The organism is Paenibacillus sp. FSL H7-0714, assembly GCF_038003765.1.
Classification (GTDB): Bacteria; Bacillota; Bacilli; order Paenibacillales; family Paenibacillaceae; genus Paenibacillus_AQ.
Genome location: NZ_JBBOPT010000001.1, coordinates 6182097 through 6201554, shown reverse-complemented (window position 1 = coordinate 6201554; position 19458 = coordinate 6182097). Strand labels below are relative to the sequence as shown.

The 19458-nt window shown below is 46.5% G+C and carries 11 protein-coding genes, 17 tRNA genes and 3 rRNA genes; 29 read left to right on the top strand and 2 right to left on the bottom strand.

The annotated features are described in order from the left end of the window. Nucleotides 1-60 precede the first annotated feature (60 nt). Together NST34_RS27805 and NST34_RS27800 are read left to right on the top strand one after the other, a co-directional pair. Nucleotides 61-492, top strand: coding sequence for a Fur family transcriptional regulator (locus tag NST34_RS27805; RefSeq protein WP_042191799.1), 432 nt, complete (start codon nucleotides 61-63; stop codon nucleotides 490-492). Between the two features lie 242 nt (nucleotides 493-734). After that, the gene (locus NST34_RS27800) at nucleotides 735-2456 is read left to right on the top strand and encodes a glycosyl hydrolase family 18 protein (protein WP_341129177.1); all 1722 of its coding nucleotides are present in this window, start codon (nucleotides 735-737) and stop codon (nucleotides 2454-2456) included. Nucleotides 2457-2571: 115 nt separating this feature from the next. Here the strand turns inward: NST34_RS27800 and NST34_RS27795 are convergent, their stop codons facing one another. Next, nucleotides 2572-2937 carry a DUF2614 family zinc ribbon-containing protein gene (locus tag NST34_RS27795; RefSeq protein WP_076285462.1) on the bottom strand — a complete coding sequence of 122 codons (366 nt, stop codon included), beginning with the start codon at nucleotides 2935-2937 and terminating at the stop codon, nucleotides 2572-2574. Nucleotides 2938-3064: 127 nt separating this feature from the next. On the opposite strand from NST34_RS27795, the gene NST34_RS27790 reads away from it, so the two are divergent. The 21 genes from NST34_RS27790 (at nucleotide 3065) to NST34_RS27690 (ending at nucleotide 10893) form a co-directional block, all read left to right on the top strand. Next, nucleotides 3065-3943 carry a nucleotidyltransferase-like protein gene (locus NST34_RS27790; RefSeq protein WP_042191792.1) on the top strand — a complete coding sequence of 293 codons (879 nt, stop codon included), beginning with the start codon at nucleotides 3065-3067 and terminating at the stop codon, nucleotides 3941-3943. 427 nt (nucleotides 3944-4370) lie between these two features. Next, nucleotides 4371-5928 (top strand): 16S ribosomal RNA (locus NST34_RS27785). A 233-nt stretch (nucleotides 5929-6161) separates the two neighbouring features. Continuing rightward, nucleotides 6162-9090, top strand: a 23S ribosomal RNA gene (locus NST34_RS27780). Between the two features lie 73 nt (nucleotides 9091-9163). After that, nucleotides 9164-9280, top strand: a 5S ribosomal RNA gene (rrf, locus tag NST34_RS27775). The 16S, 23S and 5S rRNA genes sit together here with 17 tRNA genes alongside, the layout of an rRNA operon. Before the next feature lie 58 nt (nucleotides 9281-9338). Next, nucleotides 9339-9415: transfer RNA gene (locus NST34_RS27770), tRNA-Ile, on the top strand. A 3-nt stretch (nucleotides 9416-9418) separates the two neighbouring features. Next, nucleotides 9419-9494, top strand: a tRNA-Asn gene (locus NST34_RS27765). A gap of 5 nt (nucleotides 9495-9499) precedes the next feature. Next, nucleotides 9500-9592, top strand: a tRNA-Ser gene (locus NST34_RS27760). A gap of 16 nt (nucleotides 9593-9608) precedes the next feature. Continuing rightward, a tRNA-Glu gene (locus tag NST34_RS27755) sits at nucleotides 9609-9680 on the top strand. 6 nt (nucleotides 9681-9686) lie between these two features. Further along, a tRNA-Val gene (locus tag NST34_RS27750) sits at nucleotides 9687-9762 on the top strand. A 17-nt stretch (nucleotides 9763-9779) separates the two neighbouring features. Next, nucleotides 9780-9856: transfer RNA gene (locus NST34_RS27745), tRNA-Met, on the top strand. Between the two features lie 26 nt (nucleotides 9857-9882). Beyond that, nucleotides 9883-9960: transfer RNA gene (locus NST34_RS27740), tRNA-Asp, on the top strand. Nucleotides 9961-9967: 7 nt separating this feature from the next. Beyond that, nucleotides 9968-10043 (top strand) — tRNA-Phe (locus NST34_RS27735). 20 nt (nucleotides 10044-10063) lie between these two features. Next, nucleotides 10064-10139 (top strand) — tRNA-Thr (locus tag NST34_RS27730). A gap of 5 nt (nucleotides 10140-10144) precedes the next feature. Continuing rightward, nucleotides 10145-10230 (top strand) — tRNA-Tyr (locus NST34_RS27725). Nucleotides 10231-10238: 8 nt separating this feature from the next. Then, nucleotides 10239-10312 (top strand) — tRNA-Trp (locus NST34_RS27720). A 36-nt stretch (nucleotides 10313-10348) separates the two neighbouring features. Beyond that, nucleotides 10349-10424: transfer RNA gene (locus tag NST34_RS27715), tRNA-His, on the top strand. 40 nt (nucleotides 10425-10464) lie between these two features. Further along, a tRNA-His gene (locus NST34_RS27710) sits at nucleotides 10465-10537 on the top strand. A gap of 21 nt (nucleotides 10538-10558) precedes the next feature. Next, nucleotides 10559-10633, top strand: a tRNA-Gln gene (locus tag NST34_RS27705). A gap of 6 nt (nucleotides 10634-10639) precedes the next feature. Further along, a tRNA-Gly gene (locus NST34_RS27700) sits at nucleotides 10640-10714 on the top strand. A gap of 12 nt (nucleotides 10715-10726) precedes the next feature. Then, nucleotides 10727-10800, top strand: a tRNA-Cys gene (locus NST34_RS27695). Between the two features lie 14 nt (nucleotides 10801-10814). Next, a tRNA-Leu gene (locus tag NST34_RS27690) sits at nucleotides 10815-10893 on the top strand. 133 nt (nucleotides 10894-11026) lie between these two features. Here the strand turns inward: NST34_RS27690 and NST34_RS27685 are convergent. Continuing rightward, nucleotides 11027-11776, bottom strand: coding sequence for an AraC family transcriptional regulator (locus tag NST34_RS27685; protein ID WP_076300397.1), 750 nt, complete (start codon nucleotides 11774-11776; stop codon nucleotides 11027-11029). 326 nt (nucleotides 11777-12102) lie between these two features. On the opposite strand from NST34_RS27685, the gene NST34_RS27680 reads away from it, so the two are divergent. The 6 genes from NST34_RS27680 to NST34_RS27655 all read left to right on the top strand — a co-directional run bounded on the left by NST34_RS27680 (nucleotide 12103) and on the right by NST34_RS27655 (nucleotide 19280). Further along, nucleotides 12103-13242 carry a BMP family ABC transporter substrate-binding protein gene (locus NST34_RS27680; protein ID WP_339267182.1) on the top strand — a complete coding sequence of 380 codons (1140 nt, stop codon included), beginning with the start codon at nucleotides 12103-12105 and terminating at the stop codon, nucleotides 13240-13242. Between the two features lie 102 nt (nucleotides 13243-13344). Next, nucleotides 13345-14907 (top strand): ABC transporter ATP-binding protein, encoded by a 1563-nt coding sequence (locus NST34_RS27675; RefSeq protein ID WP_341129176.1) that lies wholly within the window; start codon nucleotides 13345-13347, stop codon nucleotides 14905-14907. Beyond that, nucleotides 14900-15946, top strand: coding sequence for an ABC transporter permease (locus tag NST34_RS27670; protein WP_042131006.1), 1047 nt, complete (start codon nucleotides 14900-14902; stop codon nucleotides 15944-15946). Before NST34_RS27675 ends, NST34_RS27670 begins: the two co-directional genes overlap by 8 nt. Beyond that, a complete protein-coding gene (locus NST34_RS27665; protein ID WP_042131005.1) occupies nucleotides 15943-16881 on the top strand; it encodes an ABC transporter permease in 939 nt (312 codons plus the stop codon). The genes NST34_RS27670 and NST34_RS27665 overlap by 4 nt, the downstream gene beginning before the upstream one ends. 44 nt (nucleotides 16882-16925) lie before the next feature. Then, a complete protein-coding gene (locus NST34_RS27660; protein WP_076285325.1) occupies nucleotides 16926-17879 on the top strand; it encodes a nucleoside hydrolase in 954 nt (317 codons plus the stop codon). A 3-nt stretch (nucleotides 17880-17882) separates the two neighbouring features. Next, nucleotides 17883-19280 carry an ADP-ribosylglycohydrolase family protein gene (locus tag NST34_RS27655; RefSeq protein WP_341129175.1) on the top strand — a complete coding sequence of 466 codons (1398 nt, stop codon included), beginning with the start codon at nucleotides 17883-17885 and terminating at the stop codon, nucleotides 19278-19280. The last annotated feature ends 178 nt before the right edge of the window (nucleotides 19281-19458 follow it).

The following is a 19458-nucleotide window of genomic DNA, read 5'->3' as shown; positions in this document are numbered from 1 at the left end:
CAGTCTTACAATTATAAGAAATATTTCTTTTATTTTTAAATTTAAAAGGCGGTGACAGTCATGGGGAGTGGCGTACAACATGCATTGGAACAATTAAAAACAACAGGTGTCCGTATAACGCCCCAGCGTCATGCGATTCTTACGTATTTGATGGAAGCAATGAATCATCCTACAGCTGACGATATATATCGGGCATTAGAGCCTAAATTTCCGAGCATGAGCGTGGCAACCGTATATAATAATCTCAAGATGTTTATGGAAGCTGGCATGGTTCGTGAGTTGACCTATGGGGATAGCTCCAGCCGTTTTGATGCCAATGTGTCTGATCATTATCATGTTATATGTCAGAAATGCGGTAAGATTGAGGATTTCAGTTATCCTTCGCTTAGGGATGTAGAGCTGCATGCTGAGCAAGCTACAGGCTTTAAGATTACAGGATTGCGTATGGAGCTGCATGGATTTTGCAAAAGTTGTAGAGAGAAGCAGCATTAAGACTAGAATAGAACGGTATTAAGGCTATCTACCAAGTTATCACTAAACGTGCGAAATCCGAAAGCGGAGGACTCACGTTTTTATTTTTTTACAAATATAAGAACGACAACGTCATTTCTTCTTGAATATAACAATTTGTAGGATAAATGACTATTTTCTACTGGTTATACGAAACCAAGTGGATGTTATAATCGTAATGTTAGACTCTATTAAAAATCATATTATTATCTGGAGGATATATTTTGGACAGAAGACTGGGACAGAGGCGCGTCAAAAAGCGCGGAGGTTTTTTTAGGCGGTTATTTGGACTTTTAATCATTGTAGCAGCAGCATATTGGGTAGTGTTTTATGTATTGCCAAATCGTCAGCACATAGATGTAGATTGGAAAGCTCAAGCGCATCCCATCTTTGTAAAAGGAGAGCATACAGGTTATTCTGCCTCGGGGACTGGGGATAGCATGCTATTACCATTACCATTGTTGCAAGAGTATGTGGATCCTTCCATTCGTTATGAAGAGAAGACGAAATCGGTCATCTTATCAACGGATAGTGAGCTTCTTTACATGCAGGAGGATAAGACTGATGCTAGTCTGAACAATCGTCCGCTGCAACTGCGGTTAGCACCTGAAGTAAAGGAGAAAGTGACCTACCTTCCTGCGGATGTATTAGAAGATCTATATGGGTTTGAAATACAGGAGGATACAAATACCGGAGCAATACTACTAATGACGGCAGGAGAGTCTGTCTCGCTAGGAAAAGTTAAAGGTGAAAAAGGCGACAAGTCAGTAGCTCTACGAAATGAGGCATCCATCCACGCACCTATAGTTGCGGATATGTCTCCTGGGGCAGTCGTGAATATTTGGAATGAAGAAAATAAGGACTGGCTGTTTGTACAATTAAGCAGCGGGTATGCAGGTTATGCCAAGGCAAGTGACATTGTTCGGGATGGTCAAAAGACAGTGGAACCGAAAAAATCCACGCCAACACGCGCTGAACGTAACTGGAAAGGGAAGTCAGTGAATTTGTATTGGGAGGCTGTTTACCAACGCAAACCTAACCCAGAAACCTTCGGTGAGCTACCAGGCGTTAACGTGGCTAGCCCAACCTGGTTTAGTATTATAGATGGTGATGGCAATGTGCGCAGTAAGGCCGACAGTGCGTATGTGCAGTGGGCGCATGGGCGCGGGTTAGAGGTATGGGGGTTGCTTAGCAATAGCTTCGATCCAGACATGACTACTGAGGCATTGTCCAGCTATGAGAAACGGATGAATGCAATCGTACAGATCTTAGAATATTCGGATTTATACAATTTGGATGGAATTAATATCGATTTTGAGAATGTGTATACGAAAGACGGAGAGAATGTCACTCAATTTATGAGAGAGCTAAAACCGATGGCTCAGGCTAAGAATCTAATCGTCTCCATAGATGTGACACCTAAATCCAATAGCGAGATGTGGTCAGCATTCCTTGATCGTAAGGCTCTTGGGACATTAGTCGATTATCTAATCGTGATGGCTTATGATGAACATTGGGCAGCTAGCCCTATCGCGGGCTCTGTTGCCTCCTTACCTTGGGTAGAAAATTCAATAAGCCGGATCATAGAGGAAGACAATGTGCCGCCTGAGAAGGTGATTTTGGGGATCCCATTGTACACCCGCATCTGGACTGAGGCTCAAGTAGATGGCAAGACAAAGGTAAGCTCCAAATCCGTTAGTATGAATGCCGTTGAAAAAATTATCAAAGAGAAGAAGCTAACTCCTACATTTGATAAGGCTGCTGGGCAGAATTACGTAGAGTACAAGGAAGATGGCGCTCTTAAGAAAATATGGATAGAAGATAAGGTTAGCTTAAAATCAAGAGTTGAGCTTGCTAAGTCCATGGGGCTTGGAGGCATCGGATCATGGAATCGCAGTTTTAGCAATCCATCAGCATGGGAAGCATTACAAGAGATTCATAAGTAATCATAATTTCATTTATAACAAACAAAGAGGCTCCCATATCGGGGGCCTCTTTGTTGTATTAGCAAATATTTGAGTGCATTTTAACTAGTTAGTAATGAGCCTCTGTAAGGTGTGTTTAGTGGTTTAGTTGCTGATGCTCAAGCTGATCTGCAGTAATAGTAGCCTCAGCCCGATCCATAGTAAGAATGGTGTGGCAGAACATACAGCGGTCTGTTTTACCGAGCATCTTGGTCAGCTTGTGACACTCAGGGCACTCTAGCTGAACTGCACTCGTTGAGAGCATGCCAGCCCAGAAATAGATCGCAAGACTTGCCATCATGGAAATTAAACCGATTACAAGTCCGATTCCAGCGAATACTTTCCCAGTCGATCCCCAGAATACGATGCCTGCTGTACCCAAAACCATAAGTCCCATTCCGAGCATTGTGAGCAGTAATCCCCATGTGCGAAAAGCGTTGATCTTAGCCGTTTTAAACTTCATGAGTGTTTGCTCCTAACTAAATATAGTTGGGTTGTCCAGAAGGAACTGTCTTTCATATGTAGAATAATAATTATAACTGAATTATAACTGACTGGACGCAAATTCGCCAAATTTAATGGAGGGAAGCATGGAATTATCCAATGTAACTTTGTTGAGTGGAGAAACGTTTGAAGAAAATGTTTTAGGAGCTGTCGCTTTGCGGCAGAAAGGGAGTACTCCTTTTCAAAGCGCGCTACTTCACGATTTTGATATGGTTGTGTTAGTTTTACATGAGGAACAGGATTTAGAACATATTGTTCGCCACACCATTGCCGGTGACACACGGACCCAGTCAGTCCATATTGGCCTTTCCGCTTTGGAGCGGGCTGTCATGGCGGGAGATAATAACGAGCTCCTTACTAGTTTGATGATTGGGGAAGTGATCTGGGATCCCAAAGGAATACTAGGGGATATGCGCCGGGAGATTTTACAATTTGAAGGGCCTCTTAAGGAACGAGTTGAGTTCATGGAGTTTGCACGATTCTTGCATTTGTATGTGAAATCTAAACGGTATATAGAAGCTGGCTACATTATGGATGCGTATAACTGTGTATTGATGGCTCTATATCATTGGGCAAGAATAGAAGTGAGTGAATCTGGTTCATTTCCAGAGCCGGCTGTTTGGGAGCAGGTTAAAAGTATGAACACTTCTGTCCATAAACTATATGAGGAACTAACCATCAGCACGGAGACCTTAGAGCAAAGAGTAGAGCTTGTTCTTCTAGCCTGTGAATTTGGGATCATGTCCAAAATGACGGATTGTTGTGCATTGCTTTTCAATATTCTGAATAGTCGTAAGGAAGCATGGAGTATAAAAGAATTACTACAGCATTCTGGCCTGTGTCAATTAGAGGCTGAGTTGCCCCTAGTTTTACGAAAGCTTGTTTCTCGTTCGCTAATCCGTGAGATTACTTTATGGGCTGACGGTCATGGGGGAGAGGGGCATGCGATCCGATATACCTTATAAAGAAGAAATTAGATGCAGGATTTGCCGGTAATCTATAGATAAAATAAGTAGGGATAGGGAGAGGCTGAGCACTCTCTTTTTTGTTTGCTCGCTATTATGATGCGCTCATATTTATTCTAATAAATTTATGGTTGACTCTTTCCTAGTTCATGTGTTAAATTATAACTCGTCCCTCTGACACAGAGATGTGCTTTCGAAAACATTCGAAAGACAACCGAAAAAAGAAATTAAAAAAAGGTTGACTAAAACGAGGACGCTGTGATATATTATAAAGGTCGCTGCTGAACAACACAACGACGAAATAAACAGCTTGATCTTTGAAAACTGAACAACGAGTGAGTAGGGAATCACGAAAGTGAAATCCAAAATTAGAGAATTAATTTTCTCGTCAGATGTTTCAAAATGAGCATATCGCTCTTTTCAATACTAATTGGAGAGTTTGATCCTGGCTCAGGACGAACGCTGGCGGCGTGCCTAATACATGCAAGTCGAGCGGAGTTATTTTGAAAGCTTGCTTCCAAAATAACTTAGCGGCGGACGGGTGAGTAACACGTAGGCAACCTGCCCCTTAGACTGGGATAACTACCGGAAACGGTAGCTAATACCGGATAATTTCTTTTTTCTCCTGAAGAAAGAATGAAAGACGGAGCAATCTGTCACTGAGGGATGGGCCTGCGGCGCATTAGCTAGTTGGTGGGGTAACGGCCCACCAAGGCGACGATGCGTAGCCGACCTGAGAGGGTGAACGGCCACACTGGGACTGAGACACGGCCCAGACTCCTACGGGAGGCAGCAGTAGGGAATCTTCCGCAATGGACGAAAGTCTGACGGAGCAACGCCGCGTGAGTGATGAAGGTTTTCGGATCGTAAAGCTCTGTTGCCAGGGAAGAACGTCCGGTAGAGTAACTGCTATCGGAGTGACGGTACCTGAGAAGAAAGCCCCGGCTAACTACGTGCCAGCAGCCGCGGTAATACGTAGGGGGCAAGCGTTGTCCGGAATTATTGGGCGTAAAGCGCGCGCAGGCGGTCATTTAAGTCTGGTGTTTAAACCTTGGGCTCAACCTGAGGTCGCACTGGAAACTGGGTGACTTGAGTACAGAAGAGGAAAGTGGAATTCCACGTGTAGCGGTGAAATGCGTAGATATGTGGAGGAACACCAGTGGCGAAGGCGACTTTCTGGGCTGTAACTGACGCTGAGGCGCGAAAGCGTGGGGAGCAAACAGGATTAGATACCCTGGTAGTCCACGCCGTAAACGATGAGTGCTAGGTGTTAGGGGTTTCGATACCCTTGGTGCCGAAGTTAACACAGTAAGCACTCCGCCTGGGGAGTACGGTCGCAAGACTGAAACTCAAAGGAATTGACGGGGACCCGCACAAGCAGTGGAGTATGTGGTTTAATTCGAAGCAACGCGAAGAACCTTACCAGGTCTTGACATCCCTCTGAATCCACTAGAGATAGTGGCGGCCTTCGGGACAGAGGAGACAGGTGGTGCATGGTTGTCGTCAGCTCGTGTCGTGAGATGTTGGGTTAAGTCCCGCAACGAGCGCAACCCTTAACTTTAGTTGCCAGCAAGTAATGTTGGGCACTCTAGAGTGACTGCCGGTGACAAACCGGAGGAAGGTGGGGATGACGTCAAATCATCATGCCCCTTATGACCTGGGCTACACACGTACTACAATGGCCGGTACAACGGGAAGCGAAGCCGCGAGGTGAAGCCAATCCCATCAAAGCCGGTCTCAGTTCGGATTGCAGGCTGCAACTCGCCTGCATGAAGTCGGAATTGCTAGTAATCGCGGATCAGCATGCCGCGGTGAATACGTTCCCGGGTCTTGTACACACCGCCCGTCACACCACGAGAGTTTACAACACCCGAAGTCGGTGGGGTAACCCGCAAGGGAGCCAGCCGCCGAAGGTGGGGTAGATGATTGGGGTGAAGTCGTAACAAGGTAGCCGTATCGGAAGGTGCGGCTGGATCACCTCCTTTCTATGGAGAATAGTCTTCTGCAATGAAGACATTCAAATTGGAAGTTAAACTTCCAAATCTCAGGTTTAGGCCTGTTACTCACTCGTTGCTCAGTTTTGAGAGTTTAAGCTCTCATCTTTAAACTTGATCCTTGAAAACTGGATACCGAAACGAATTTGCGTTTTAGAACATCTTTTAGCAACTTGTGTAAACAAGTAAATGTTATTAGTGAGATTTTTCTTAGGAAAAATCAAGGTTAAGCTAATAAGAGCACACGGAGGATGCCTAGGCGCCAGGAGCCGACGAAGGACGTGGCGAACAACGAAACTGCCTCGGGGAGCTGTAAGCAAGCTTTGATCCGGGGGTGTCCGAATGGGGAAACCCAGCTGTGGTAATTCGCAGTTACTCATCTCTGAACACATAGGAGATGTAGAGGCAGACCAGGGGAACTGAAACATCTAAGTACCCTGAGGAAGAGAAAACAATAGTGATTCCGTCAGTAGCGGCGAGCGAACGCGGAACAGCCTAAACCTAAGAGCTTGCTCTTAGGGGTTGTGGGACGTCTCACATGGAGTTACAAAGGAATATGGTAGGTGAAGAGGTCTGGAAAGGCCCGCGATAGAGGTAAAAGCCCTGTAACCTAAACTGTGTTCTCTCCGAGACGGATCCCGAGTAGTGCGGGGCACGTGAAACCCCGTATGAATCCAGCAGGACCATCTGCTAAGGCTAAATACTACCTGGCGACCGATAGTGAAACAGTACCGTGAGGGAAAGGTGAAAAGCACCCCGGAAGGGGAGTGAAATAGAACCTGAAACCGTGTGCTTACAAAAAGTCAGAGCCCTATCTATGGGTGATGGCGTGCCTTTTGTAGAATGAACCGGCGAGTTACGTTTAACATGCAAGGTTAAGTCGAGAAGACGGAGCCGCAGCGAAAGCGAGTCTGAATAGGGCGATTGAGTATGTGGACGTAGACCCGAAACCGTGTGATCTACCCCTGTCCAGGGTGAAGGTGCGGTAACACGCACTGGAGGCCCGAACCCACGCATGTTGAAAAATGCGGGGATGAGGTGGGGGTAGCGGAGAAATTCCAATCGAACTCGGAGATAGCTGGTTCTCCCCGAAATAGCTTTAGGGCTAGCCTCGGTATAAGAGTAGTGGAGGTAGAGCACTGATTGGGTGCGGGGTCCGCAAGGATTACCAAGCTCAGTCAAACTCCGAATGCCATATACTTATTGCCGGGAGTCAGACAGTGAGTGCTAAGATCCATTGTCAAAAGGGAAACAGCCCAGACCATCAGCTAAGGTCCCCAAGTGTGTGTTAAGTGGGAAAGGATGTGGAGTTGCACAGACAACCAGGATGTTGGCTTAGAAGCAGCCACCATTGAAAGAGTGCGTAATAGCTCACTGGTCGAGTGACTCTGCGCCGAAAATGTAACGGGGCTAAACACACCACCGAAGCTATGGCTAGATACGTATGTATCTGGGGTAGGGGAGCGTTGTATGTGGGTTGAAGGTGTACCGTAAGGAGCGCTGGACAGCATACAAGTGAGAATGCCGGTATGAGTAACGAAAAGATCAGTGAGAATCTGATCCGCCGAAAGCCCAAGGTTTCCTGAGGAAGGCTCGTCCGCTCAGGGTAAGTCGGGACCTAAGGCGAGGCCGAAAGGCGTAGTCGAAGGACAACAGTTTGAAATTACTGTACCACCGTAATCCGCTATGAGCGATGGGGTGACGCAGGAGGGTAGTGACGCGGACTGATGGATATGTCCGTCTAAGCAGTGAGGCTGATGTGTAGGCAAATCCGCACATCATTAAGGCTGGGCTGTGATGGGGAGCGAAAATTACAGTAGCGAAGGTCATGATCTCACACTGCCAAGAAAAGCCTCTAGCCAGGAGAAGGTGCCCGTACCGCAAACCGACACAGGTAGGCGAGAAGAGAATTCTAAGGCGCGCGGAAGAACTCTCGTTAAGGAACTCGGCAAAATGACCCCGTAACTTCGGGAGAAGGGGTGCCCCGGTAGTGTGAATAGCACGAGGGGGCCGCAGTGAAAAGGCCCAAGCGACTGTTTAGCAAAAACACAGGTCTGTGCGAAGCCGCAAGGCGAAGTATACGGGCTGACGCCTGCCCGGTGCTGGAAGGTTAAGGGGAGTGGTTAGGGGTAACCCGAAGCTATGAACCGAAGCCCCAGTAAACGGCGGCCGTAACTATAACGGTCCTAAGGTAGCGAAATTCCTTGTCAGGTAAATTCTGACCCGCACGAATGGCGTAACGACTTGGGCGCTGTCTCAACGAGAGATCCGGTGAAATTTTAATACCTGTGAAGATGCAGGTTACCCGCGACAAGACGGAAAGACCCCATGGAGCTTTACTGCAGCTTGATATTGAATTTGGGTACGATCTGTACAGGATAGGTGGGAGCCGTAGAAATCGGAGCGCAAGCTTCGGTGGAGGCGCCGTTGGGATACCACCCTGATCGTATCTAGGTTCTAACCTAGTACCCTAATCGGGTACGGGGACCGTGTCAGGCGGGCAGTTTGACTGGGGCGGTCGCCTCCTAAAGAGTAACGGAGGCGTTCCAAGGTTCCCTCAGAATGGTTGGAAATCATTCGAAGAGTGCAAAGGCATAAGGGAGCTTGACTGCGAGACCTACAAGTCGAGCAGGGACGAAAGTCGGACTTAGTGATCCGGTGGTACCGCATGGAAGGGCCATCGCTCAACGGATAAAAGCTACCCTGGGGATAACAGGCTTATCTCCCCCAAGAGTCCACATCGACGGGGAGGTTTGGCACCTCGATGTCGGCTCATCGCATCCTGGGGCTGAAGTAGGTCCCAAGGGTTGGGCTGTTCGCCCATTAAAGCGGTACGCGAGCTGGGTTCAGAACGTCGTGAGACAGTTCGGTCCCTATCTGTCGTGGGCGCAGGAAATTTGAGAGGAGCTGTCCTTAGTACGAGAGGACCGGGATGGACGTACCGCTGGTGCACCAGTTGTTTCGCCAGAAGCATGGCTGGGTAGCTACGTACGGACGGGATAAGCGCTGAAAGCATCTAAGCGTGAAGCCCCCCTCAAGATGAGATTTCCCAATTAGTAAGACCCCTTGAAGACGACGAGGTAGATAGGTTGGAGGTGGAAGTGCAGTAATGCATGGAGCTGACCAATACTAATCGGTCGAGGGCTTATCCTATACTTAATACGCAAATTCAATTCGGATTCAGTTTTCAGGCATCAAGCCTGAGCATTTACGCTGTAAATGCCCGTTTGGTGGCGATAGCGGAGGGGTTCCACACGTACCCATCCCGAACACGACCGTTAAGCCCTCCAGCGCCGATGGTACTTGGACCGAAGGGTCCTGGGAGAGTAGGACGTCGCCAAGCGGACAACCACATTACCCGTGGTATTTTTTTTGCCCTTAATATTGATGTGTCTTAAAAAGGGCCTTTAGCTCAGCTGGTTAGAGCGCACCCCTGATAAGGGTGAGGTCGGTGGTTCGAGTCCACTAAGGCCCACCATATTCCCTGATAGCTCAGTTGGTAGAGCACTCGACTGTTAATCGAGTTGTCACAGGTTCGAGTCCTGTTCGGGGAGCCATTTATGGAGAGGTGTCCGAGTTTGGCCGAAGGAGCACGATTGGAAATCGTGTAGGCGCCACAAGCGTCTCGAGGGTTCGAATCCCTCTCTCTCCGCCACAAAGTTTATTAGCATGGCCCGTTGGTCAAGGGGTTAAGACACCTCCCTTTCACGGAGGTAACATGGGTTCGAATCCCATACGGGTCATAACATGGAGGCTTAGCTCAGCTGGGAGAGCATCTGCCTTACAAGCAGAGGGTCGGGGGTTCGATCCCCTCAGCCTCCACCATATTCATTTAAGAACGACGCGGGGTGGAGCAGCCCGGTAGCTCGTCGGGCTCATAACCCGAAGGCCGCAGGTTCAAATCCTGCCCCCGCAACCAATTTTCATCAAGTAATTATATCTTTTGGAACCGTGGTGTAGTTGGCCTAACATGCCTGCCTGTCACGCAGGAGATCGCGAGTTCGAATCTCGTCGGTTCCGCCATTTTCTTGGCTCGATAGCTCAGTCGGTAGAGCAGAGGACTGAAAATCCTCGTGTCGGCGGTTCGAATCCGTCTCGAGCCACCATATAGTATACAACTTAATATGCCGGTGTAGCTCAATTGGTAGAGCAACTGACTTGTAATCAGTAGGTTGGGGGTTCAAGTCCTCTCGCCGGCACCATCTTTGGGGGATTAGCGAAGTGGCCAAACGCATCAGACTGTAAATCTGCTCACGTACGTGTTCGGTGGTTCGAATCCATCATCCCCCACCATTTTTTTTAGGGGCATAGTTTAAAGGTAGAACAACGGTCTCCAAAACCGTTGGTGTGGGTTCAATTCCTGCTGCCCCTGCCAATCTTTATCTAAAGTCTTTCTCTAAAGTTTAATATGGCGGTCGTGGCGAAGGGGTTAACGCACCGGTTTGTGGATCCGGCATTCGTGGGTTCAAGTCCCATCGGTCGCCCCATTTACTTTAAGAAGAACAGCAACAATATTAGTTTAATATGGCGATTGTGGCGAAGTGGTTAACGCACCGGATTGTGGTTCCGGCATTCGTGGGTTCGAGACCCATCAGTCGCCCCTTTTATTTTAAAATGTTATTGGGGATTAGCCAAGCGGTAAGGCAACGGACTTTGACTCCGTCATGCATAGGTTCAAATCCTATATCCCCAGCCATTTTATGCGGACGTGGCTCAGCGGTAGAGCATCGCCTTGCCAAGGCGAGGGTCGCGGGTTCGATTCCCGTCGTCCGCTCCAAAGTTTTCATATGGCGCCATAGCCAAGTGGTAAGGCAAAGCTCTGCAAAAGCTTTATCCCCAGTTCAAATCTGGGTGGCGCCTCCATTAATTTCATATGTGCCGGCGTGGCGGAATGGCAGACGCGCTCGACTCAAAATCGAGAGGGAAACCGTGGAGGTTCGAGTCCTCTCGCCGGTATATCAAAAAGGTTTGTAAAGTCGCTTGTATAAGCAACTTTACAAACCTTTTTTCTTTGTCTTTGAGCTTTTATTCTTAAGCCGTTGAATTAGAGGCGTCTCTAATCAACGGCCTTTTTGTGTGGAGTGTTGTTTTATTGACTGCTTAGTCGGAATGCTCGTGGGGTGAGACCAATTTCACGTTTAAACATATTGCAGAATTGGGCGTCATTCACAAACCCAGCAGCAGCTGATACTTCAGAGATATGCATTTGGGTATGTTGCAAGAGAGACTTTGCATAATCCAGACGTTTCAATAGTAGATAGCGCAGAGGTGAAGAACCGAATCGTTCTTTAAATAAATGGCGGAAACGATCATAGCTGTATCCAGACATCTCAGAAAGTGTTGCGACCGATAGCTTATGGCGGTAATGCTCATTCATATAGTTTAGAACATATTGGACTCTGTCTTCCGTTGGTGATTGAAACCCAGAGGCGCTAAGAAGCCGTATCAGATGAACAGTGATTTCGCTCATTTGAAGGTTCAATAGTTCAGAGAATCCATCTTGTTTGCGCGCAAACTCTGCTTTCATTCGAAGCAAGATCTGTAGAACAGTATGGTCTTTATCATCTTCATATACGCCCTGCAAATTCTCCATATTTGGGTGATTTGAATGGAAACCTACAAATAGTATAGTAGCATCCTCGCGATGATTCTCATCATGTTTATGATTGGGTGGTATCAGCGCGAATGAAGAAGAACGAAAATGATAACTTCGGGAACCTACATTGGTAGTTCCTAATCCGTTTAAATAATAGACTAGTTCATAACATTCATGCTGGTGTGGTGGAATATAGGTATTAACCTCATGTGCTGCATTTACAATATATAGAACACGATCCATGATGAGCCTCCAATAATTATGTTTTAGCCGAATCGTACAAAATTATGACCGAAATCATATAATTATTTTCATTAATATTTGATATGATCGTATCAAGAAATCCGAAGATTAGCAACCTGACTGGCCATCTCGTTCGGAAATTAGTCGGATTATTCGTAAAAATTATAATTTTCTCTCTTTTTTTGAGTGTATTCGTTAAAATCATTAAAATTTTGACAATGTTACATGAAAAATGAGAGTTTCCATCTAAATCGTGAAATATACAACGGACTAAGAAGGAGAATCTCTCAAATTACTAACCAACTATAAATAGGGGGAATAGAAAAATGAAAAAGAAAGTTCTTTCTTTGTTGTTACTAGTAGTAATGGTAATGGTCACAGCCTGTGGAAATAATACGTCGAGTAATGGATCTTCCGCGAATGCAGGATCTAACGCAGCTGAAGGTGGAGAAACAGGTTCAGGGGATAAACTCAAAGTTGTACTTCTGATTCCAGGAACGCTTGGAGATAAATCTTTCTTTGACTCTGCGAATAGCGGTTTGCAAAAGGTTAAGGATGAGCTGGGTGCAGAAACAAAAGTTGTAGAAATGGGTGTCGATAAAACGAAATGGGAGCCTACGTTTAACGATATCGCCGCTGAGGACTGGGATGTTATTATTTCTGGCGGATCGGAAATTACAGAGATGTTTAATGCAACGGCTGAATTATATCCTGACAAAAAGTTCATTAACTATGATACCGATATAGATGAAGCACCAGAGAATATGTACAACATGTCTTATGCAACAAATGAAGTATCTTTTCTAGCAGGTGCTGTAGCGGCGCTAGCTACACAATCGGATATGGAAAATGCTAATCCTGAGAATGTGATCGGTTTTGTAGGCGGCATGGACATTCCAGGAATTAACGCTTTCTTGGTAGGCTACATTCAGGGCGCTCAATATGTTGATCCTGATGTGAAGGTCGCTGTATCATATGCTGGCGATTTCGTTAACCCGGCTAAAGGCAAGGAGCTTTCGCTGATTCAATATAACTCCGGTGTGGACGTTATTTTTAACGTGGCTGGGGGTACAGGTCTTGGGATCTTTGATGCAGCTAAGGAGAAGAAGAAATATGCTATCGGTGTAGACTCCGATCAGGCGATGTTGCTTAACGATACAGATAGCGAAAAAGCAAACTTGATCGTTACTTCTTCTATTAAAAAGATTGATAGTGCTATTCTGGGTGCCGTGAAGAGATTACAAGACGGTACACTTGAGATGGGTAAACGTGATGTGTTGAGCTTTGTAGATGATGGTGTAGGCATTGCAGAGAATGAAATCTATAAAAATATCTTTCCTGCCGATCTTCAGGCTAAAGTTGAAGAAGTGAAGCAAAAGCTGATCAATAAAGAAATTACAGTAGATAACGCGATGGGAATGGAAACCTCTGAAGTAGAAGCCATTCGTAACGCAGTTAAGCCTTAAGTATAGCTATAAAGTGATAAACCTACAGTTGGAGATTCTTCTTTTAGAAGAATTCCAGCTGTATATTTTTGCAGACCTCCAAGTCGAAAGGCGTTGAGACCTATGAACAAAGCTCTGCTGGAAATGCGGGGAATTACCAAGGTGTATCCCAATGGTGTCGTTGCAAATAAAGACGTGCATTTTTCTTTACGTGAGGGAGAAATTCATGCGATTGCGGGCGAGAACGGCGCTGGTAAATCAACTTTAATGAAGATCATGTTCGGCATGGAAGAGCCTAGTGAAGGTGAAATCTTTATCAAGGGTGAAAAAGTGAAGCTGCAATCTGCTCAGGATGCCATTGATAGAGGGATTGGTATGGTTCACCAGCATTTTATGCTGGTCCCTTCTTTTACGGTAGCAGAGAACATGGTGCTGGGCATGGAACCTCGTAAGGGCGTTGGCATCAATTATGCAGAAGCTGTACGCATGACCGAAGAGACTGCGAAAAAATACAATCTGGCAGTGGATCCAAAAGCAAAAGTGGAGGATCTCACGGTTGGTATGAAGCAAAAGGTTGAAATTCTGAAGGCGCTGCTGCGTGGTGCAAAAATCCTCGTTCTGGATGAGCCGACCGCAGTGTTGACCCCACAGGAAACAGAGGAATTGTTCCGGGAGCTTAAGCAGTTAAGAGAGCAGGGTCATACGATTGTTTTTATTTCACACAAGTTGAAAGAAGTTAAAGCGATCTGTGACAGAATTACGATCATGCGTAGTGGACGTAGTGAAGGTGTCTTCCAAACGAAGGATGTCACGGAGCAAGAAATCTCACGCCTTATGGTGGGCAGAGACGTCGTGTTGAAATATGACAAGGAGATTCTGTCTATTGGGGAGCCGGTACTCACTGTGCAGGGCTTAGATGTAAATGATGCACACGGCAAAGCGTTGCTAACAGATATCAACTTTGCAGTACGCGGGGGACAAATTATCGGGATTGCTGGTGTAGAAGGGAATGGGCAGACACAGCTCATTGAGGCTCTTACGGGTAGCCTAAGAGGGGTCTCAAGCCAAGGCTCTGTGCTAGTGAAGGGAAAAGATATTCGTGAATCGGATATTTTAGATATTCGTAAGCTAGGCGTTTCCTATATCCCAGAGGATAGGATGCATCAAGGGATAGCCAGTGATGCGAGCATAGCGGATAATCTGCTGTCCACTCAGTATCGTACAAAAGCTATGAATAAAGGTCCCTTTTTAAATGGATCACGAATTGCCAAGCTTGCAGTATCACTTGTAGAAGAATTTAAAGTCCGCTGTTCGGGACCTTCTCAGCCAATAGGTATGTTATCAGGTGGTAACATGCAGAAGGTTGTCGTAGCTAGAGAGTGTTCTACAGAACCGCAACTGCTTATTGCAGAGCAGCCGACACGGGGCGTGGATATAGGCGCGGCGCAGTTCATACATCAAAAGCTGTTGGAGCTGCGCTCAGACGATTGCGCTATTTTGCTAGTGTCAGCAGACTTAAATGAGATCTTGGAGATCAGCGATAGTCTACTAGTGATGTATGAAGGAAAGATTGTTGCCTTTTTCGAGGAGCCTTCCAAGGTTAGTGAAGAAGAATTAGGGCTTTATATGCTAGGGATTCATCGACAGGACGAGGAGCAAATCAGGAGGGCCGTAAATCATGTTTAAAGTAAAATATTTTGAATATATTCGAACATCGGCAGTAATCGTAATTGCACTCGCTATTGCTTTTCTGATCATCTCATTGGTCAGCAATCAGCCGGTGAAGACGATTGGGATATTCCTATTTGAGCCGCTATCCAGTAAAGGTCATATCGGTAATGTGATTGAGATGGCCATTCCGCTCATGTTCACTGGGCTAGCAGTTTCCTTGTTGTTCCGGGCAAATATGTTCAATTTGGGAGCTGAAGGGATTTTCTATTTCTCCGGTGTTGTAACTTCCGTGTTGGCTATTCATTTAACGCTGGACGGGTGGCTTCATCCGATCGTAGCTATTGCTGCGGGTTCTATTGTTGGTGCGTTGCTCTCGGCAATACCCGGGATCCTCAAAGCCAAATGGAATGCTAATGAGCTCGTTACATCCTTGATGTTCAATAATATTTTGTTTGGAGTAGGTTTATATCTACTGAACTATCACTTACGTGATGCAAAAGCATTTGCCAATGTATCCTACAAATTCGAGAAAACGGCACTGCTGAGTAAAATGGTACCTGGCACCCGTATTCATACCGGACTTATTATCGTTATCGTGCTTATTATTGCAGCGCATTTATTCCTATACAAGACTAAATGGGGATATGAGCTGCGAATGACAGGCATCAACCGGAACTTTGCACGTTATTCAGGCATGAAGACCGCGAAGGTTATTATACTGGTTCACTTGATTGCTGGTTTTATCGCGGGAATGGGTGGTTCCGTAGAAGTGCTAGGGATGTACAATCGATTCCAATGGACATCGTTACCAGGTTATGGCTTAGATGGTGCTCTTGTAGCGATGTTAGCCAAGAATAATCCGCTATCCGTAATCGGCGCTGCATTGTTCCTTGCATATATCCGGATCGGAGCCGACATGATGGCACGTCTATCGGATGTACCTTCAGAGATGATTTCTATTATACAGGCGATTATCATTCTTCTGATTTCGGCTGAACAATTTCTGAAGTTCTGGAAAAATCGGATGCTCTTGAAGGAGGCGAAGGAAGCGTGAACAGCTTGTTTGATGTAATTTTTACGACTGACTTTGCGTTTTCTGTTCTTCGAGTGACGACACCGATTCTATTCGCCGCATTGGGAGCGTTAATCTCTAATAGGGCTGGCATCATCAACATTGGTATGGAAGGCATCATGCTTGTCGCGGCGTTAGCCGGTGTCATTGTAAGCAGCTACACGCATAGTGCGTGGGTAGGTTTACTTGGGGCTGTGATGTCCGGAACACTGATCGCTGGAATATTAGCTTTTTTCACACTGAAATTTAAAACACATATCATTCTCGGCGGTGTAGCTATTAACATGTTCGCTTCAGGAGGAACCGTGTTTATTCTTTATCTGCTGAGTGGAGACAAGGGTTCTTCTACTTCTCTGGCGAGTAAAGTGCTACCTAGTGTAGAGATTCCTTTACTGAAGGACATTCCGGTGCTGGGGCCTATTCTATCGGGACATCACATTTTGACGTATGTATCTATTATTGCTGTGTTTGTTGTCTACTATCTCTTAAACCGTACACCACTTGGTCTGCGCATTCGTTCAGTGGGTGAAAATCCACATGCGGCTCAATCTGTGGGAGTAAGTGTTGTGAAAATACAGTATATGGCTTTGCTGCTTAGTGGATTTTTCGCTGGTTTGGGTGGAGCTTACATGTCGATGGGTTACCTGTCACTGTTCACTCGCGATATGATCGCTGGTCGGGGCTGGATTGCGATTGCCGCAGAGTCTATGGGGAGAAGTACGACAGTGGGTACGGCGCTGACCTCTCTATTATTTGGTACGGCAGACGCCTTGTCGAATGCGCTACAGGTCTTGAAGATTCCTGCAGAACTGATCGCGACGCTTCCTTATGTAGCAACGGTAATTGGACTAGTGATCTATGCCGTATCTGAGACACGGAAAAAGAATAAAAAACTTAAAAGCCCGCTAGTGAAATAGCGATAAGAGTAACGAGGATTTATACAACTAAGGAGTGAATGACTATGCGAACACCTATTATTATTGACTGCGATCCAGGGCATGATGACGCAATCGCTATCCTGCTTGCAATAGCAAATTCGGAGAAGCTGGATCTGCGCGGGATTACAACGGTTGGTGGAAACCAGATCCTCGATAAAATCACAGAAAACGCACTTAAAGTGATCAGCTTTGTGAATGCTGATATTCCTGTAGCCAAAGGGGCTGCGGGTCCGCTGTTCGGCAAGCTTGTTACAGGTGAGGAAGCGCATGGTGAATCTGGCATGGACGGCCCACTATTGCCACCAAGTAAATTCCGGCCTGTAGAAGAAGGCGCTGTGGAATTCATGCTGAATATTATCCGTTCTTCGGAGGAGAAGATTACGCTCGTACCGATGGCTCCTTTAACAAATATCGCCCTGCTAATCACTGCTTATCCAGAGATTAAGGAAAGAATTGAAAAGATTTCACTGATGGGCGGAGGAATTTCTTATGGAAATGTAACCTCTACTGCGGAGTTTAACATCTATGTAGATCCTGAAGCTGCTCGTATCGTGTTTGAATCGGGTATTCCGATTACCATGAGTGGTCTGGATGTGACCGATAAGGCAGCCATTTTCGAAGATGAGATCGTAGCATTGAAAGAGCGTGGGCCAGTGTCCACTATGGTCGGAGAACTGTTAGATTTCTATTCGATCTTCGGAAAGAAAATGGGCTATGTCGGTAGTGCACTGCATGATCCATGCGCCGTAGCTTGGCTCTTGCACCCAGAACTGTTCGAATCCGAGCATCTATATGTAACGGTAGAGACAGAAGGCAAGCTGACGCGGGGAATGACGGTTGCAGACAAACGAAAGAAGACGGATCGCCCAGCGAATGTAGAAGTCCTGGTGGGAGTAGACCGGGAAGCATTTATGAAGTTGATTTTTGATTCACTGGAAAAGCTAGATCAAGAGCTGCTTGCGGCTGAAGGGAACTAACCTATGGCAGGATGGGAGAAACTTCAGGAGACGGTTCAGTTTGAATTGGTTCAGCGTGGAGAAGAAGGCTGCAGGATTGACGGCTTCGCGGATAAACTAGCAGCTGCAGGTGCCGATGAGATCAAGCTGATGCAAGTATACAACGAGTTGATGGAGCTTACGGTTGCTGAGGACTTTCCTTATGAAGAGCCGTCTTCACTGGAGGAGATTCGTCGTCTTCGTCCAGAAGGTCCACGCAAGCTTGAGGCTGACTGGAGCGAAGCAGAATGGAGAGATAAGTTCTACGGAGCTTGGCTAGGTAGAAGCATCGGTTGCGCACTTGGCAAACCATTGGAGTATTGGGACTACCTCTACGGTAAAGATGGACGTCCGGGTTGGGAGAATATCGAGCTGTGGTTCCGGGGTGCCGATGCATGGCCTATTACTGGCTATACGCCTGGGCATTCACGGGCAGAGGCAGAATATAGTCTTGGTTTAAGTGATTGGACGTATGCGAGTACCAGCGAGACTATTAAGTTTATGGAGAGCGATGATGATATTCGTTACACGGTTCTAGGCCTTATGTTGCTGGAGCAAAAGGGGCTGGGCTGGGATTCTTGGGATATCGGGAAGCTCTGGCATAAACATCTGACATACGCCCAGGTATGTACGGCAGAGACACAGTCGTATATGAATTTTGCGCAGGAAACGTCTCATCTGCATGGTGAGAAGCCTGCGGATTGGCTGGCGCGGCAGGAAAGAGTGCGGATGCACTTGAATCCCTACCGGGAGTGGATTGGTGCGGCTATACGCGCAGATGGACTGGCTTATGGTGCAGCAGGCCATCCTGAGCTTGCAGCGGAGTTAGGCTGGCGAGATGCTTCTTTTTCACATGTGAAGAACGGAATCTATGGTGAGATGTTTAATGCGGCGATGATTTCGGCTGCTTTTGCTGAAAAAGATAACGAGCGTATTCTTGAGATTGGTCTTAGTGAGATCCCTAGTACTAGTCGCCTGGCAAGTGACGTTCTACGAGGTATAGATATTGCGCAGAAGGCCAAAAGTGAGCGTGAGTTGGTAAGTAAGATTTGGGATACATTCAGCCACTATGATGCGGTGCACACCAATAATAATGCTGCTCTTGTAGCTGCTTCGCTGGTCTATGGCGGGAATGATTTTGAAAAAGCGGTCGTTACATCCGTTTACGGAGGAATGGATACAGACTGTAATGGTGCTACAGTGGGTTCTATTATGGGAGCGAAGCTTGGAGCAAGTGTGTTGCCGGCTTCGTGGATTGAACCGCTCCATGATACGCTATATGCGGATCTACCTGGTTTTCATCCGATAGCGATTTCGGAATGCGCGGAGCGCAGCTATCAGGTCTTCTTGAAGATTCGAGGAGAGCTTGGCGAAAAGTCTTAGATCAAGGATTACGAAAAGAATGAAAGGATGTCTTAAGCTATCGAGCTTAGACATCCTTTTTTTTTCGTGGCGATCTAGTTCTTGAAATAGATGTAACAGCGGGTTTAGGAGTTAGGTAACAGGAGAATCCTGATTTGAAGAGGGATTAAGCTCAGTCATTTATTGGGAGATAAGCACG